At 71.9% G+C, this 13,673-nt stretch carries 12 protein-coding genes; 8 read left to right on the top strand and 4 right to left on the bottom strand.

Annotation, left to right across the window (positions count from 1 at the left end):
- Nucleotides 1-17: 17 nt before the first annotated feature.
- The 3 genes from ACFYZJ_RS09875 to ACFYZJ_RS09865 all read left to right on the top strand — a co-directional run bounded on the left by ACFYZJ_RS09875 (nt 18) and on the right by ACFYZJ_RS09865 (nt 2,901).
- Complete coding sequence (locus tag ACFYZJ_RS09875) at nt 18-956, top strand: ABC transporter ATP-binding protein (RefSeq protein ID WP_388564971.1); 939 nt, start codon at nt 18-20, stop codon at nt 954-956.
- A complete protein-coding gene (locus ACFYZJ_RS09870; RefSeq protein WP_388564968.1) occupies nt 953-1,768 on the top strand; it encodes an ABC transporter permease in 816 nt (271 codons plus the stop codon). The genes ACFYZJ_RS09875 and ACFYZJ_RS09870 overlap by 4 nt, the downstream gene beginning before the upstream one ends.
- A 113-nt stretch (nt 1,769-1,881) precedes the next feature.
- Nucleotides 1,882-2,901, top strand: coding sequence for an LLM class flavin-dependent oxidoreductase (locus ACFYZJ_RS09865; RefSeq protein ID WP_388564966.1), 1,020 nt, complete (start codon nt 1,882-1,884; stop codon nt 2,899-2,901).
- A gap of 21 nt (nt 2,902-2,922) precedes the next feature.
- Here ACFYZJ_RS09865 and efeB read toward each other — a convergent pair whose 3' ends face one another.
- Entirely contained in the window at nt 2,923-4,203 is a 1,281-nt protein-coding gene (gene efeB / locus ACFYZJ_RS09860; RefSeq protein ID WP_388564964.1) for an iron uptake transporter deferrochelatase/peroxidase subunit, read from the bottom strand.
- Between efeB and ACFYZJ_RS09855 the strand changes: the two genes are divergently transcribed.
- Nucleotides 4,202-4,495 carry a hypothetical protein gene (locus ACFYZJ_RS09855; protein ID WP_388564961.1) on the top strand — a complete coding sequence of 98 codons (294 nt, stop codon included), beginning with the start codon at nt 4,202-4,204 and terminating at the stop codon, nt 4,493-4,495. The genes efeB and ACFYZJ_RS09855 overlap by 2 nt on opposite strands.
- Here ACFYZJ_RS09855 and efeU read toward each other — a convergent pair.
- Nucleotides 4,419-6,581: an iron uptake transporter permease EfeU gene (gene efeU, locus ACFYZJ_RS09850; RefSeq protein WP_388564958.1), complete on the bottom strand. Its 2,163-nt coding sequence runs from the start codon at nt 6,579-6,581 to the stop codon at nt 4,419-4,421. The two genes, ACFYZJ_RS09855 and efeU, sit on opposite strands and share 77 nt — an antisense overlap.
- 245 nt (nt 6,582-6,826) lie before the next feature.
- On the opposite strand from efeU, the gene ACFYZJ_RS09845 reads away from it, so the two are divergent.
- Nucleotides 6,827-7,777, top strand: coding sequence for a TauD/TfdA dioxygenase family protein (locus ACFYZJ_RS09845; RefSeq protein ID WP_388564956.1), 951 nt, complete (start codon nt 6,827-6,829; stop codon nt 7,775-7,777).
- 59 nt (nt 7,778-7,836) lie between these two features.
- On the opposite strand, the gene ACFYZJ_RS09840 is transcribed toward ACFYZJ_RS09845, so the two are convergent.
- Complete coding sequence (locus tag ACFYZJ_RS09840; protein WP_388564954.1) at nt 7,837-8,202, bottom strand: cupin domain-containing protein; 366 nt, start codon at nt 8,200-8,202, stop codon at nt 7,837-7,839.
- A 187-nt stretch (nt 8,203-8,389) separates the two neighbouring features.
- Here ACFYZJ_RS09840 and ACFYZJ_RS09835 point away from each other — a divergent pair, with 187 nt between their 5' ends.
- The 3 genes from ACFYZJ_RS09835 (at nt 8,390) to ACFYZJ_RS09825 (ending at nt 12,654) form a co-directional block, all read left to right on the top strand.
- The gene (locus ACFYZJ_RS09835) at nt 8,390-10,315 is read left to right on the top strand and encodes an AMP-dependent synthetase/ligase (protein ID WP_388565569.1); all 1,926 of its coding nucleotides are present in this window, start codon (nt 8,390-8,392) and stop codon (nt 10,313-10,315) included.
- 184 nt (nt 10,316-10,499) lie between these two features.
- Complete coding sequence (locus ACFYZJ_RS09830; protein ID WP_388564953.1) at nt 10,500-11,810, top strand: DUF4032 domain-containing protein; 1,311 nt, start codon at nt 10,500-10,502, stop codon at nt 11,808-11,810.
- Between the two features lie 88 nt (nt 11,811-11,898).
- Nucleotides 11,899-12,654 (top strand): dienelactone hydrolase family protein, encoded by a 756-nt coding sequence (locus tag ACFYZJ_RS09825; RefSeq protein WP_388564951.1) that lies wholly within the window; start codon nt 11,899-11,901, stop codon nt 12,652-12,654.
- Between the two features lie 64 nt (nt 12,655-12,718).
- Here ACFYZJ_RS09825 and ACFYZJ_RS09820 read toward each other — a convergent pair whose 3' ends face one another.
- Nucleotides 12,719-13,588 carry a universal stress protein gene (locus ACFYZJ_RS09820; RefSeq protein ID WP_388564949.1) on the bottom strand — a complete coding sequence of 290 codons (870 nt, stop codon included), beginning with the start codon at nt 13,586-13,588 and terminating at the stop codon, nt 12,719-12,721.
- Nucleotides 13,589-13,673 lie beyond the last annotated feature (85 nt).

The raw sequence follows: 13,673 nt of genomic DNA, 5'->3' as shown, positions 1-13,673 counted from the left end.
GTACGAGGGTGGAGGGCATGATCGAGGCCCATTCCCTCACCAAGCGCTTCGGCGAGCGCACCGCCGTCGACGACCTGAGCTTCACCGTGCGGCCCGGCATCGTGACCGGGTTCCTCGGGCCGAACGGCGCCGGCAAGTCCACCACCATGCGGATGCTGCTGGGGCTGGACGCGCCCACCTCCGGCCGGGCCGTGGTCAACGGCAGGAACTACGCCGATCACCGGGCGCCCCTGCACGAGGTCGGGGCCATGCTGGAGGCGCGCTCGGTGCACACCGGGCGCAGCGCGTACCACCATCTGCTGGCGCTCGCCGCGACCCACGGGATCTCCCGGCGCCGGGTCGAGGAAGTGATCGACCTCGTGGGGCTGCGGGCGGTGGCGCGCAAACGGGTCGGCGGCTTCTCCCTCGGCATGGGGCAGCGGCTGGGCATCGCCGGGGCGCTGCTCGGCGACCCGGCGACGGTGATCCTCGACGAGCCGGCCAACGGCCTCGATCCGGAGGGGATCCGGTGGATCCGCGATCTGCTCAAGGGGCTGGCCGCCGAGGGGCGTACGGTCCTCGTCTCCTCGCATCTGATGTCGGAGATGGCGCTCACGGCCGAGCATCTCATCGTGATCGGGCGGGGCCGGCTGATCGCGGACACCTCGGTCGCGGAGTTCGTCGCGCGGGCCGCCGGTGAGGTGGTGCGGGTCCGCACCGAGGAGGCGGAGAGGCTCAGCGGTCTGCTGGCCGGTCCGGACGTGTCCGTCACCGCCGAGGAACCGGGCGTGCTGACGGTGACCGGGCTCGGCAGTGAGCGGATCGGGCGGATCGCGGCCGAGCACGGCATCGCGCTGGCCGAACTCACGCCGCAGCAGGCCTCCTTGGAGGAGGCGTTCATGCAACTCACCGGGGACGCCGTGGAGTACCGGACACCGGCGGCGCACCTGGTCGGCGCGGAAGGGCGTGTGGCATGACGACGGCCTCGGTGATTCCCGCGGCGGAGCGGGGGGAGGTCACCCAGCTGCGGGTGATCCGATCGGAGTGGATCAAACTGCGGTCGCTGCGGTCCACCCTGTGCACGCTCCTCGCAGCCGTCGTCGCGATGGTCGGACTGGGGTGTGTGTTCAGCTACTTCACCGCTCACCGCTGGGACGATCTGCCGCCTCAGGAGCGGCTCGCCTTCGATCCGACGCTGGTCAGTCTGCGCGGCTTCTTCCTGGCCCAGCTGGCCGTCGGCGTGCTGGGGGTCCTGGTGATCAGCGGCGAGTACGCGACGGGCATGATCCGGGCCTCGCTGGCCGCGGTGCCGCGTCGCCTTCCGGTGCTGTGGGCGAAGGCCCTGGTGTACGCCGTGGTGGCGTGGGTGCTGATGACGAGCGCCGCGCTGGCCGCGTTCCTGCTGGGTCAGGCCGTGCTGTCCGGCCGTCATCTGGGAACCTCGCTGAGCGCTCCCGGAGTGCTGCGTGCGGTCCTCGGCGCCGGGCTGTATCTGACGGTCGTGGGCCTGATCGGGGTGGCCCTCGGTGCACTGCTCCGCAACACGGCCGGCGGGATCGCCACCCTCTTCGGCGTCCTGCTGGTGCTCCCGGTGCTCGCCCAGGCGCTGCCGTCGTCCTGGCTCGACGCGATCAACCCGTATCTGCCGAGCACGGCGGGCCAGGGCCTGGTCCACGTCCAGCAGCAGCCGCACACCCTGGCGCCGTGGACCGGGTTCGCGGTGTTCTGCCTGTACGCGCTGGCGACGCTCGCCGGGGCCGCGGTGACGCTCCGGCGCCGCGACGCCTGACGCCGTACCCGGCCCCCTCACCGGCTCGTTCACGCGCGCGCAACGATCAACTGCGAGAATCGGACCCAGCACCGGCGTACGGCAGACATGCCGCGGACCCTGGAGGAAGTTCTGTGCCGCCGACCTCGCAACCGCTGCGGAAGCTGGGCTTCCTGACCATCGGCCTGTTCGACGAGGCGGATCCGCGCCGCGGGCACGAGTCGACGCTCGGGATCATCGAACTGGGTGAGCGGCTGGGCTTCGACAGCGCGTGGGTGCGGCACCGACACCTGCAGTACGGGATCTCCTCGCCCGTCGCCGTGCTGGCTGCCGCCTCCCAGCGCACGAGCCGCATCGAGCTGGGCACCGCCGTCATCCCGCTGGGCTGGGAGAACCCGCTGCGCCTGGCCGAGGACCTGGCGACCGTGGACATCCTCTCCGGGGGCCGGCTGAACCCCGGTGTGAGCGTCGGCCCACCGATGCACTACGAGCAGGTCAAGCAGGCCCTCTACCCGGACACCGCCGAGGTCGAGGACTTCAGCTACGAGCGCGTGCGGCGGCTGCTGGACTTGGTGCGCGGCAAGCCCGCCACCGACTTCAGCGGTGTGCAGGGTTTCGAAGTGTTCTCCAACCGTGTCCAGCCGCACTCCCCCGGCCTCGGCAAGCGCCTGTGGTACGGCGGCGGGAGCCTGCGCTCGGCCCGGTGGGCGGGCGAGCACGGGATGAACCTGCTCACCTCCAGCGTCGTCAAGGCGGAGGAGTCGGAGGACTTCGCCGAGGTCCAGCTCTCCCACATCCGCACCTTCCGCGCCCACCACCCCGACGGTGAGGGTGCCCGGGTCTCACAGGGGCTGGTGGTCATCCCCACCGACAGTGCCACGGACGAGCAGCGCGCCAAGTACGAGGCGTACGCGGCGAAGCGGCTGCCGCGCACGGCGACGCCGCAGGGCCCGGCGCGGATGATGTTCGCGCCGGACCTCGTGGGACCGTCCGACCGGATAGCCGAACAGCTTTACGCGCATGCCGCGTTCCGGGAGGTGGACGAGGTGGCGTTCGCGCTGCCGTTCACCTTCGAGCACGAGGACTACGTGCAGATCCTCACCGACATGGCGACGCGGCTCGGGCCCGCGCTGGGCTGGCGGCCGGCCGGCTGAACGTCCCGGCGGCGGGGACCGTCAGGCGGACATGAGCCCCCGCCCGAGCCAGTCCGAGGAATCCCTGACGCCGGGCAGGGCGAAGAAGTAGCCGCCGCCGGTCGGGGAGATGTAGTCCACGAGGGGCTCGTCGATCAGCCGGGTCTGAGTGGCCTCGAACTGGCGCTGGACGTCCTGCTGGTAGCAGCAGAAGACGAGCCCCATGTCGAGGTTGCCGACGTTGTCGACGCCCCGGTCGTAGTTGTAACCGCGGCGCAGGATGCGGGAGTTGTCGGTCTTCTCGGTGCGCGGGTTGGCGAGCCGTATGTGGGCGTCCAGCGGGATGGCCGTGCCCTGCGGGTCCTTGGCGTAGTTGGGGACGTCGGTCTCCTTGGCGCCGTCCAGCGGGGCACCGGTGTCCTTGCGGCGGCCGAACATCTTCTCCTGCTCGGTGAGCGAGACCCGGTCCCAGAACTCCACGAGCATGCGGATGATCCGGATGACCTGGTAGCTGCCGCCGGTCGCCCAGTCGGGCTCGCCCTGTCCCTTGTCGACCCAGACGAGACGGTTCATCTCCCGGGAGGAGGTGACGTCCGGGTTGGCTATGCCGTCCTTGAAACCGAGCAGGTTGCGCTGGGCCCCGCTCGGGCGGGGGGTGTTCTGGAAGCCGTCGATGCGCCACTTGATCTGCATGGCGCCACGGGTGTGCCGGGCGATGTCGCGCAGCGCGTGCAGGACGGTGTCCTGCCGGTTGGCGCAGATCTGCAGGGACAGGTCGCCGTGGCACTCGGCCGGCTGCAGGTTGTCGTTGGGGAACGTGCGCATGGGGGTCAGCCGGCGCGGTTTGGCCTTGGCGAGGCCGTAGCGGTCGTCGAACAGGGAGGCGCCGACACCGACAGTGACGGTGAGCGCGTCGGCGGGGACCTCGGGGCCGAGGATGCCGTTGTCGGAGGGCGGCGCGCCGACGCCGAGGTCCTCGGGGGTGCCGCCGGAGGTGAGGAAACGGGCGCGTTCGGTGATCGTCCGGAGCAGGTCGGTGAGGCCCCTGCGGTCCTCGGCTATGACGTTGAAGGAGACGAAGGTGGCGGCGGCCGGGGCGGGGGTGATGATGCCCGCCTGGTGGGCGCCGTGGAAGGGGACCTTCGTGGCGTTCGCGTCGTCCGCCGCGTGTGCCTCGCCGGTGCCGGCCTGGCTGAGGGCGAGGCCGCCGCCGGCCAGCACCGCGCCCGCGGCCCCGGCGCCCAGGGCCGTCTTCACGAAGGAGCGGCGCCCGTGACCGGCGGGGCAGCCGCCCTGGGGGGCGGGCGTTTCGGCGGACGACATGGAGCGGTTCCCTTCGGTGTGTGCGGTCTCGGCTTCGATGCGTACGGTGGCGGGTTCGGCGCGTACGGTCTCGGGTTCGGCGCGTACGGTCTCGGCTTCGGCGCGTACGGTCTCGGCTTCGGCGCGTACGGTCTCGGCTTCGGCGCGTACGGTCTCGGCTTCGGCGCGTACGGTCTCGGCTTCGGCGCGTGCGGTCGCGGCGGGCTGCGCGGTCATCAGGCGGACTTCCGGATCTCCAACAGGTCCGGAATGGGGGCGAGGTCCTCGAGCAGCTGTCCGGTGGCCCCGTTGAGACGGTCGCGGGTGATCTCGTCGAGCCGGTCCACGGGGGTCCAGGAGTCGCCGTGGTGGGCGGCGTCGAGCAGCGTCTGCACTCGGGCGATGTCCGCGTCCACGGTGGGCAGAAGGTGCGGGGCGCGGCCGGTCAGCAGCGGCCGGAGCACGGTGAGGAGTTCGCGGGTGCCGGCGAGGTTGGCGTCCGCGGTGGCCAGTTCGGTGCCGCTGCCCTGGTCGGCGTGACCGGTCAGCTCGAACTGGAGGGTGTTCTCAAGGATCTCGTGAGCACGCAGGGGCAGGTCGCCCGGGTCGAAGGTCTGGGTGGGGAATGCCTTCCGGAGCCCCGCGGCGTCGTCGGCGAGCTGCTGGGCGGGGGCCTTGAGCCGGTCAGCGGACTGTCCGTGCCACAGCCCGTACTCCAGGCGGTGGAAGCCGGTGAAGTCCTTGTCGTCCACCCCGCCGGGCAGGCCGTCGGGGCGGCCGTTGATCTTCTGGTCGAAGTCCTCGAAGGTGCCGTAGGCGGCGCCGAGCGAGGAGTAGGTGCGGTGGGCGGTGAGCCAGTCGGTGCGGGCGGCGTCGAGGTGCCCGCCGGCGATGTCGTCGCTGAGCTTGCGGGTCCGGGTGACGAGGGTGGCCAGGCCCTGGTTCACGTACGTCTTGTACGCGGTCAGCGGCGCGGCGAGGTCCTTCTCGGACACGGGCACGACGGCCCTGGCGCCCGCGCTGCCGCTCACGCTGACGGCCTTGGAGGTGACGGCCTTGCCGCCGGTGGGCACACAGCGCCAGGCGTAGCTGCCGCCCGCGACGGTGGCGACGAGGTCGCGGGTGGTGCCGGGGGCCAGGCCCTCGATCTCGCCGTAGACCGCGTTGCTGGCCGGGTCGACCAGGTACACCTCGGAGGTCTTGTCGCCGGTGTTGTGCATCTGGAACGTCTGCCGACCGGGCTTGGGCGCGGTGAAGCCCTTGCCGCACTCGGTCTCGGAGACGGCGACGGTCTGGGTGCCGACGGGCTTGGACCCGCTGACGGCGACGACCAGCCCGGCCACGACGGAGGGCACGGCGACGACGGCGACGGGAACGGCCCAGCCGAGGCGGCGGCGGGGCGGGGTGGCGGACGGGGTTTGCGGTGCCTCGGCGGCGGGCCTCGGCCGGCCCTCGTCCGCCTTCACATCCTCGTCAGCCTTGACGCCCTCCCTCGCCTTGACGCCCTCCCTCGCCTTGACGTCCTCCCCCGCCTTGACGCCCTGCTTCACCTTCGCCGCGGGCTTCGCCTGGGCAGCCGGGGATCCGACCCCCCGCACGCCGCGCACGAACAGCGTCATCACCACGGCGAGGTATCCGACGTAGGCGGCGACCTGCAGCCACGTCATCGTCGGCGTCAGGTTGAACACACCCTGGATCAGGGTGCTGTACCAGGAACCGGCGTCGACGCTGCCGCCGAGGTCGACGGCGTAGGCGGTGCCGCCGGGCAGGACCCCGCCCTCCTGGAGGTCGCGCAGGCCGTAGCCGAGCACACCGGCGGCGATCACGATGAGCACGGCGCCGGTCGCGGTGAAGAACCTGGTCAGGTTGATCTTCAGGACGCGCCGGTACAGCCCCCAGCACAGGCCGGCCGCGAGGACGAGCCCGATGCCGGCGCCCGCCATCGGGCCCGCCGACTCGCCGGCCGCACGCGCCGTGGTCCACAGGAACAGGGCGGTCTCCAGGCCCTCACGGCCCACCGCGAGGAAGGAGGTGAGGATCAGCATGCCCGCGCCCATCGTGAGCGCGCCGGTGACCTTCTCCTTGATCTCGCCGGAGAGACTGCGAGCCGAGCGGCGCATCCAGAACACCATCGCGGTGACGAACGCGACCGCGATCACGCTGAGGGTGCCGCCGAACGCCTCCTGGGCGGTCGCGGACAGGGACGCCGCGGTGAAGGTCAGGACCGCGCCGAAGCTCATGGCGAGCGCGATCGCGGCGAGGACGCCGGTCCACACCTGCGGCAGCCGGGACTTCGCACCTGCTCTGACAAGGGTCGCGACGAGGATGGAGACGATGAGTCCGCCTTCGAGCCCTTCCCTCAGTCCGATGAGAAAGCTCGGAAACGCGTCATCCCACATGCGGCCCTCCCCGGCATGCCCCCCGCCTCGGTCGTGCAGGTTAGCGTAGGCATACCTTACTAGTGCCGAACCATCATGACGACCGCCGTGTCGTCGATTGCCCATGGGATGACAATGGGACGGCAAAAGGACCGACGTCACGGAGGTCCATGGGTCACTCGTCCGCAGCCTGTGTGATCTTTCGCACGGGCCGGGGCGGGGGATGCTTGCCGCGTGAGGTCCTGACCCCCACGGACGGAGCCCGTATGACGACGGACAGCGGTACCGAGGTCGAGGTGAGGCCCGTCGCGGGCCACATCGGCGCCGAGATCACCGGGGTCGACCTGGCCGGCGACCTGCCGGACGCGGCGGTGTCCGCGATCAGGTCGGCCGTACTGCGCTGGAAGGTGGTGTTCTTCCGGGACCAGAAACTGGACCACGCGGCGCACATCGCACTGGCCCGGCGGTTCGGCGAGCCCGTCGTCCCGGCCAGGCGCGGCAGCGCCTCCCCGCCGGACTTCCCGGAGGTGGAGACCACGGCCGACCGGCTGGAGCTGGGCGGGCGGTACGGCATGGACCACGACGAGTGGCTGCGGCGCAGGCGCCACTCGCTGTTGCGGGGCTGGCACTGCGACCACGGCGCCCGCGTCGATCCGCCCGCCGCGACCATCCTGCGCGCCGAGAGCGTGCCCCCGTACGGCGGGGACACCCACTGGTCCAATCTCGCCGCCGCTCATGCGGGTCTGTCGGAGCCCGTCCGGCGTTTCGTCGACGGCCTGCGGGTCGAGCACCGGCTCGGCGTCGGATACCAGCCGCGGCCCGGTGACGACGCCTACCTGCGCCACCTGCTGGACCACCAGGTGGCCACCGAGCATCCGCTGGTGCGGGTACACCCGGAGACGGGCGAACGGCTGCTGTTCGTCAACGGCTACTACGTCGAGCAGATCCTCGGCCTGTCACGGGCGGAGAGCGCGCACATCCTGCAGATGCTCCTGGAGCAGGCCACGCGCCCGGAGTACACGGTCCGTTTCCGCTGGGAGGCCGGCAGCGTGGCCTTCTGGGACAACCGGGCCACCGTCCATCTCGCCCCCAGCGACCTCGTCACCCCCGAGCATCCCCGGATCATGCACCGGGTGATGCTCGCCGGGGACGTCCCGGTCGGCCCGGACGGGCGGCCCTCGGTCCCGATCACGGGTACGGAACCCGGCCGCTGGTGATGCGAGGGGCCCGACGGGGGCCCGCCCGGCAACCGCCGCGGCGGCCCCGTGGCCCTTCGCTATCCGCGTTGCGCCCTCGCGTACTCCTGTGCCATGGGCCCCGCGAAGTCCAGGACCACGACGGGCTCATCGCCCTCGACCCACGCATCGTGCCCGGCCGAGCACACGAAGACGTCGCCGGGCCCGAGCTCCTCCTCGGCCCCGTCGTCCATGCGGATGTGCATCCGTCCGCGGACGACATAGCCGTTGTGCCGGAACTGGCAGCTCTGCGTGCCGGCGATCGGGGCGACGGACTCCGACCAGCGCCAGCCGGGCTCGAAGGTCCCGACCGCGAAGTCGAGTCCGGTCAGATGGACGGCCTCCAGGTGGCCTCGGGGGAAATCACGCCGCTCGTCCGGCTTGTCCGCTGCCTTCACCTCAAGCATGACAGCTCCTTCCGCAGTGAACGGCTCCTACGACCTCATCGTCCGCCCGTCCACCCGGGACCGCCACAGCGGTACTGACGGGTTCATCGCCGTTTCCGTCACGTCGGGCGGCAGCCTGGGCTACATTCGAGCACCGCCGATGCCGCACCCATCGGCGACGCAGCACGAAAGACTCGGGGGACGGCGCATGCGCGACTTCGGCAACGCCCGTCCGGCCGCCCCGGACGCGGTGTCAGGGACCGTCATGACGGGCGGGCTCGCCGACAGCGTCTTCGACACGGCGAACCGGAACCCGGGGCTGCCCCTGGTGGCGCGCCGCAGCGACGACGGATCCTGGATCCCCATGACGGCGGCCGAGCTACGCGACGAAGTGGTCGATCTGGCGAGGGGACTCGTCGCCTCCGGCATCCGCCCCGGCAACCGCGTGGCCATCATGGCGCGCACCCGCTACGAGTGGACTCTGCTCAGCTGCGCGCTGTGGGCGATCGGCGCGGAGCTGGTGCCGATCTACCCGACGTCCTCGCACGAACAGGTCGAGTGGATCCTGAGGGACGCCGGCTGTGTCGCGGTGGTCGTCGAGGACGAGCAGGGCGTGATGACCGTCGGGTCGGTGTGCGGCTCGCTGCCCCGGCTGCGCCACGTGTGGCAACTGGACACCGGCGTGCTGGACGACCTCGTGGCGCGTGGCCGCCCGGTCCCGGCCACGACCGTCGACTCGCTGCGCCGGATCGTGCTGCCCGACTCGACCGCGGTCGTCGCCTACACCTCCGGCACCGGCGGACACCCGCGCGGGTGCGCGCTCAGCCACCGCAACCTGGCGAGCCCCTGCGACACCATGCTGGCCGGCTGGGGGCACACCGCGGCACCGCCCGGTGAGCAGCCCTCCATCCTCGTCTTCCTGCCCTTCTCGCACGTGTACGGGCTGATGCTGCAGGGGCTGTGCCTGCGCGGCGGACTGCTCATGGGTCATCAGCCCGAGCTGGACGCGGAGGTCCTGGCCTCGTCGTTGCTGACGTTCCGGCCCACGTACCTGTACGCGGTGCCGTACGTCTTCGAGAAGCTGTACAAGACTTTCCTCCGTACCGCCCAGCAGGCGGGCCGGGGCGCCCTGTTCGAGCGGGCCGTTCGCACCGCGCAGGACTACGCGCTGGCGGCCGAGCGGCAGCGGCTGGGCACCGGGCCCGGACCCGGCTTCGACCTGAGACTGCAGCACGCCCTGTACGACAAGGCCGTATACCGCAAGGTGCGCGCCGCGCTGGGCGGCCGGGTGTGCGGGGCGGTGTCCGGAGGGTCCCCGTTGAACCGCGAACTCGCCCTCTTCTACGCGGGCGTCGGCATCTTCGTCCACGACGGGTACGGGCTCACCGAGACGAGCGGCGGCATCACCGCACAGCCGATCGGCCGGGAGAAGACCGGCACCGTGGGGCGCCCGCTTCCGGGTGTGGACGTTCGGGTGGCCGAGGACGGGGAGATCCTGGTGCGCGGCCCGTCGGTGTTCCAGGGGTATGTGGGCGACGACCACGCCACCCGCGCGGCACTGCGCGACGGCTGGCTGGCCACGGGTGACATCGGGCACCTGGACTCCGAGGGGTATCTGTCCATCACGGGCCGCAAGAAGGACATCATCGTCACGAGCGGCGGCAAGAGCGTGGCCCCGGCGGCGCTGGAGGAGCGGCTGCGGGTGCATCCGCTCATCCACCAGGCGGTCGTCGTGGGCGACAACCGGCCCTGCGTCGGCGCCCTGATCACGCTGGACCCGGAGTTCGTCGCGCACTGGCGTGGGGTCCTGTTCGCCCGCGGGGACGCCCCGGGCCGGGACGCCCGGGAGGAGAACGCGCTGCGGCAGGAGATCGCGCGGGCCGTGGCCGCCGCCAACAGCACGGTGTCGCGGTCGGAGTCGATCCGGGTCTTCCGCGTCCTGCCGGAGCCGTTCGACGTCGCGAACGGGCTGCTGACGCCGTCGATGAAGCTGCGCCGGGACGCCATCGCCCGCCGGTACGCCGTCGAGATCGACGCCATGTACCAGTCGGCGTCGCGCGTTCCACGGCAGCGGCGGACGGAGGAGCTGCCCACCTGGGACGACTCCGACGACGTGTTCCGTCGCGTGCGGTAACCGTTTCCCGCGCCACCGGTCCGTCGGGATGCGCGCGCACGGCGGGGCGGCGCGTGCTGACGGGCTGGTCGGGGCACCGCACATACCCGTCCAAGATCCGGGCCGGCTGTTGACTCCGGTGCCGTGCCGGTGCGGTGATGCTCCTTGGTACGTCGGCAACCCGTGAGGCAAGGACAGTTCATCGATGGCTCTGCAGATCAGCGCGACCAATCCGGAGCACCCCGCGCTCCTGCTCGAACTGCCCTGGCAGCTGCCCCTGGAGGAGTGGCCGGAGCATCACCTCGTGCCGCTTCCCCGCGGAATCTCCCGGCACGTGGTGCGCTACGCGCGCGCCGGGACCGAGGTCGTGGCCGTCAAGGAGCTCGCCGAGCGGCCAGCGGTGCGCGAGTTCGAGCTGCTTCGGGACCTCGACCGGCTCGGCATCCCGGCGGTGGACCCGCTCGCCGTGGTCACCGGCCGTACCGGCAAGGACGGTGAGCCCCTGGAGCCGGTGCTGATCACCCGGCATCTGCGGGGCTCCATGCCGTACCGCTCGATGTTCGAGACGACCATGCGGCCCGCCACCATGCACCGGCTGATGGACGCGCTGGCCGTGCTGCTGGTCCGACTGCATCTGGCGGGATTCGCGTGGGGGGACTGCTCGCTGTCCAACACCCTGTTCCGGCGCGACGCGGGCGCCTACGCCGCGTACCTGGTGGACGCCGAGACCGGCGAGCTGCACCCCCGACTGAGCCCCGGGCAGCGGGAGTACGACCTCGATCTGGCGCGCGTCAACATCAGCGGTGAGCTGCTCGACCTGGAGGCTTCCGGGGCACTGCACCCGTCCGTCGATCCGATCGAGTTCGGCATGGAGATCTGCGCGCGGTACTCGGGTCTGTGGGACGAGCTGACCCGCACCTCCGTGTACCCGGCGGGCAAGTACCACTACATCGACCGCCGTGTCCGCCGCCTGAACGACCTCGGGTTCGACGTGGCCGAGATGCAGATCTCGCACTCCTCCAACGGCGACACCGTCACTTTCGTGCCGAAGGTCGTCGACGCGGGGCACCATCAGCGGCAGCTGCTCCGGCTGACGGGTCTCGACACCGAGGAGAACCAGGCGCGGCGGTTGCTGAACGACCTGGAGAGCTGGATGGCCACCCAGGACGACTACGCACCCGGCGACCCCCTCGCCGCCCGGCCCGAAGTGCTCGCCCACCGCTGGGTGCGGGACGTGTTCCGGCCCACCGTGCGGGCGGTGCCGCCGGAGCTGCGGGGGTCGATGGATCCGGCGGAGCTGTACCACGAGCTGCTGGAGCACCGGTGGTATCTGTCGGAGCGGGCCCAGCACGACATAGGTCTGGACACCGCCGTGAAGGACTACGTGGAGAACATCCTGCCCAAGGTCCGCGAGACACTGGCCGATCCGCAGGACGCAGCGTCGGCCGATCCGCGGGACGAAACGCCGACCGATCCGCAGGTCCACGACGTGGACGGTCCTGTTCGACCCTCGTGAGCAGCCCGCCGGCCGGCGTTGCGATGATGATGATCGGCAAGGCCGGCCGGCCGTCGCCGGCCGACGTCGACAGGCAGGAGAACCACACATGACCGCCATCCGTGGAACGTCCGTGGACATCACCACCGAGGACGGAACGGCAGACGCGTACCTGGTCCACCCGGACGACGACAGCCCCCACCCGGCGGTCCTGCTCTACATGGACGCCTTCGGACTGCGCCCCAACCTGAAGAAGATGGCCGACCGCCTCGCCGGGCACGACTACACGGTCCTGGTGCCGAACGTCTTCTACCGCCACGGGCGGGCGCCCGTGGTCGAGCTGCCCGACTTCATCGACCCGTCGGCGCGTCCGGAGATCTTCCAGCAGATCATGCCGATGATGCGGGCGCTGACGCCCGAGCGTGTGGAGCGTGACGCCGGCGCCTACCTGCGCCGGCTCGCCGACTGCCCGCGGGCCGCCGACGGCCCGGTCGGTGTCACCGGCTACTGCATGGGCGCCCGGCTGGCCCTGCGCACGGCCGGCACGCATCCGAAGCGGGTCGCCGCCGTGGCGGGCTTCCATGGCGGGCAGCTGGCGACGGACAAGCCGGACAGCCCCCACCTGGTGGCCGACCGCATCACCGCGGAGGCGTACTTCGGACACGCCGACCAGGACCACTCGCTGCCGCCCGAGCAGATCGATCGGCTGGAGAAGGCGCTCACGGACGCGGGCGTGCGTCACCGCTGCGAGGTCTACGAGGGCGCCCCGCACGGCTACACCCAGGAGGACACCTCCAGCTACCACGCCGAGGCGGCGGAACGGCACTGGCGGGAGCTGCTGGCCCTGTTCGACCGCGCCCTGTGAGCCGGAGCCTGTGTCACGTCCCCGGCCGGGCGACGGCGTCCGGCCGGGGATGTGCCACAGGCGCTCAGGCGGGCGGTACGACCGCGACCGGGCAGGGTGCGTGGTGCAGCAGCGCGTGCGCCACCGAGCCGATGCGGGGCCCCACCGCCCGGGCGGCACGGCGTCCCGCCACCACGAGCTGGGCATCGCCGGCCGCGGAGAGCAGTACCTGGGCCGCGCCGCCCATCTCCACGTGCTCGGTCACCGGCACGTCCGGGTAGCGGTCCCGCCAGGGGCGCAGCGCCTCGTCGAGCGCCTTCCTCTCGAGCGGTTCCAGTCCACCGGCCTCGTCGAGCAGTCTGAGCGAGCCGGGGCTGTAGGCGAACACGGGTGGCAGGCTCCAGGCCCGTACGACGCGAACGGCCGCGCCCCGGGCGGCGGCCGTGGCGAACGCGAAGGCGAGTGCGGGCGCGCTGTCGTCCGGCCCTCCGTGCTGTCCCACGACGATGTCGCGGCCCGCCGCCTCGGCCGCGGGCCGGTCGGCGGCGCGCACCAGCACCACGGGCCGGGTGGACTCGGCGATCACCTGCTGGCCGACGGAGCCGATCAGGAATCCGACGACGGCACCGTGCCCGCGGGAGCCCAGCACCAGCAGTTCGGCCGTGGCCGCCTCGGCGAGCAGTGCCTCGACGGGCGCGTCCTGGAGCGCCTCGGCGGTCACGGTCAGCCCCGGGTGCCGCTCGGTGAGCGTGGCCCGGACCGCGTCCACGGTCTCCTGGGCCCATCGGGCCTGGGCGTCCTCGTCGGCCGCGAGGGCGATGTCCAGGGCCTGCCACTGCCAGGCGTGCACGATCCTCAGCGGCAGGGCCCGGCGCACGGCCTCCCGGCCCGCCCAGGCAGCCGCGGCGGCGCTCTCCGGCGATCCGTCCACTCCCACGGTGATCGGGCGGGTCATGCTGCTGCCTTCCTGTCGCTGCTCGGTCGCTGCTCCCGTGAGGATGATCATGCCACCGGCCGGGTGCTCACCGGGTTCAGGAGCG

Origin of the sequence: Streptomyces sp. NPDC001848, from assembly GCF_042891915.1 — a bacterium.
Classification (GTDB): domain Bacteria; phylum Actinomycetota; class Actinomycetes; order Streptomycetales; family Streptomycetaceae; genus Streptomyces.
This window is presented reverse-complemented; position numbering and strand designations above follow the sequence as displayed.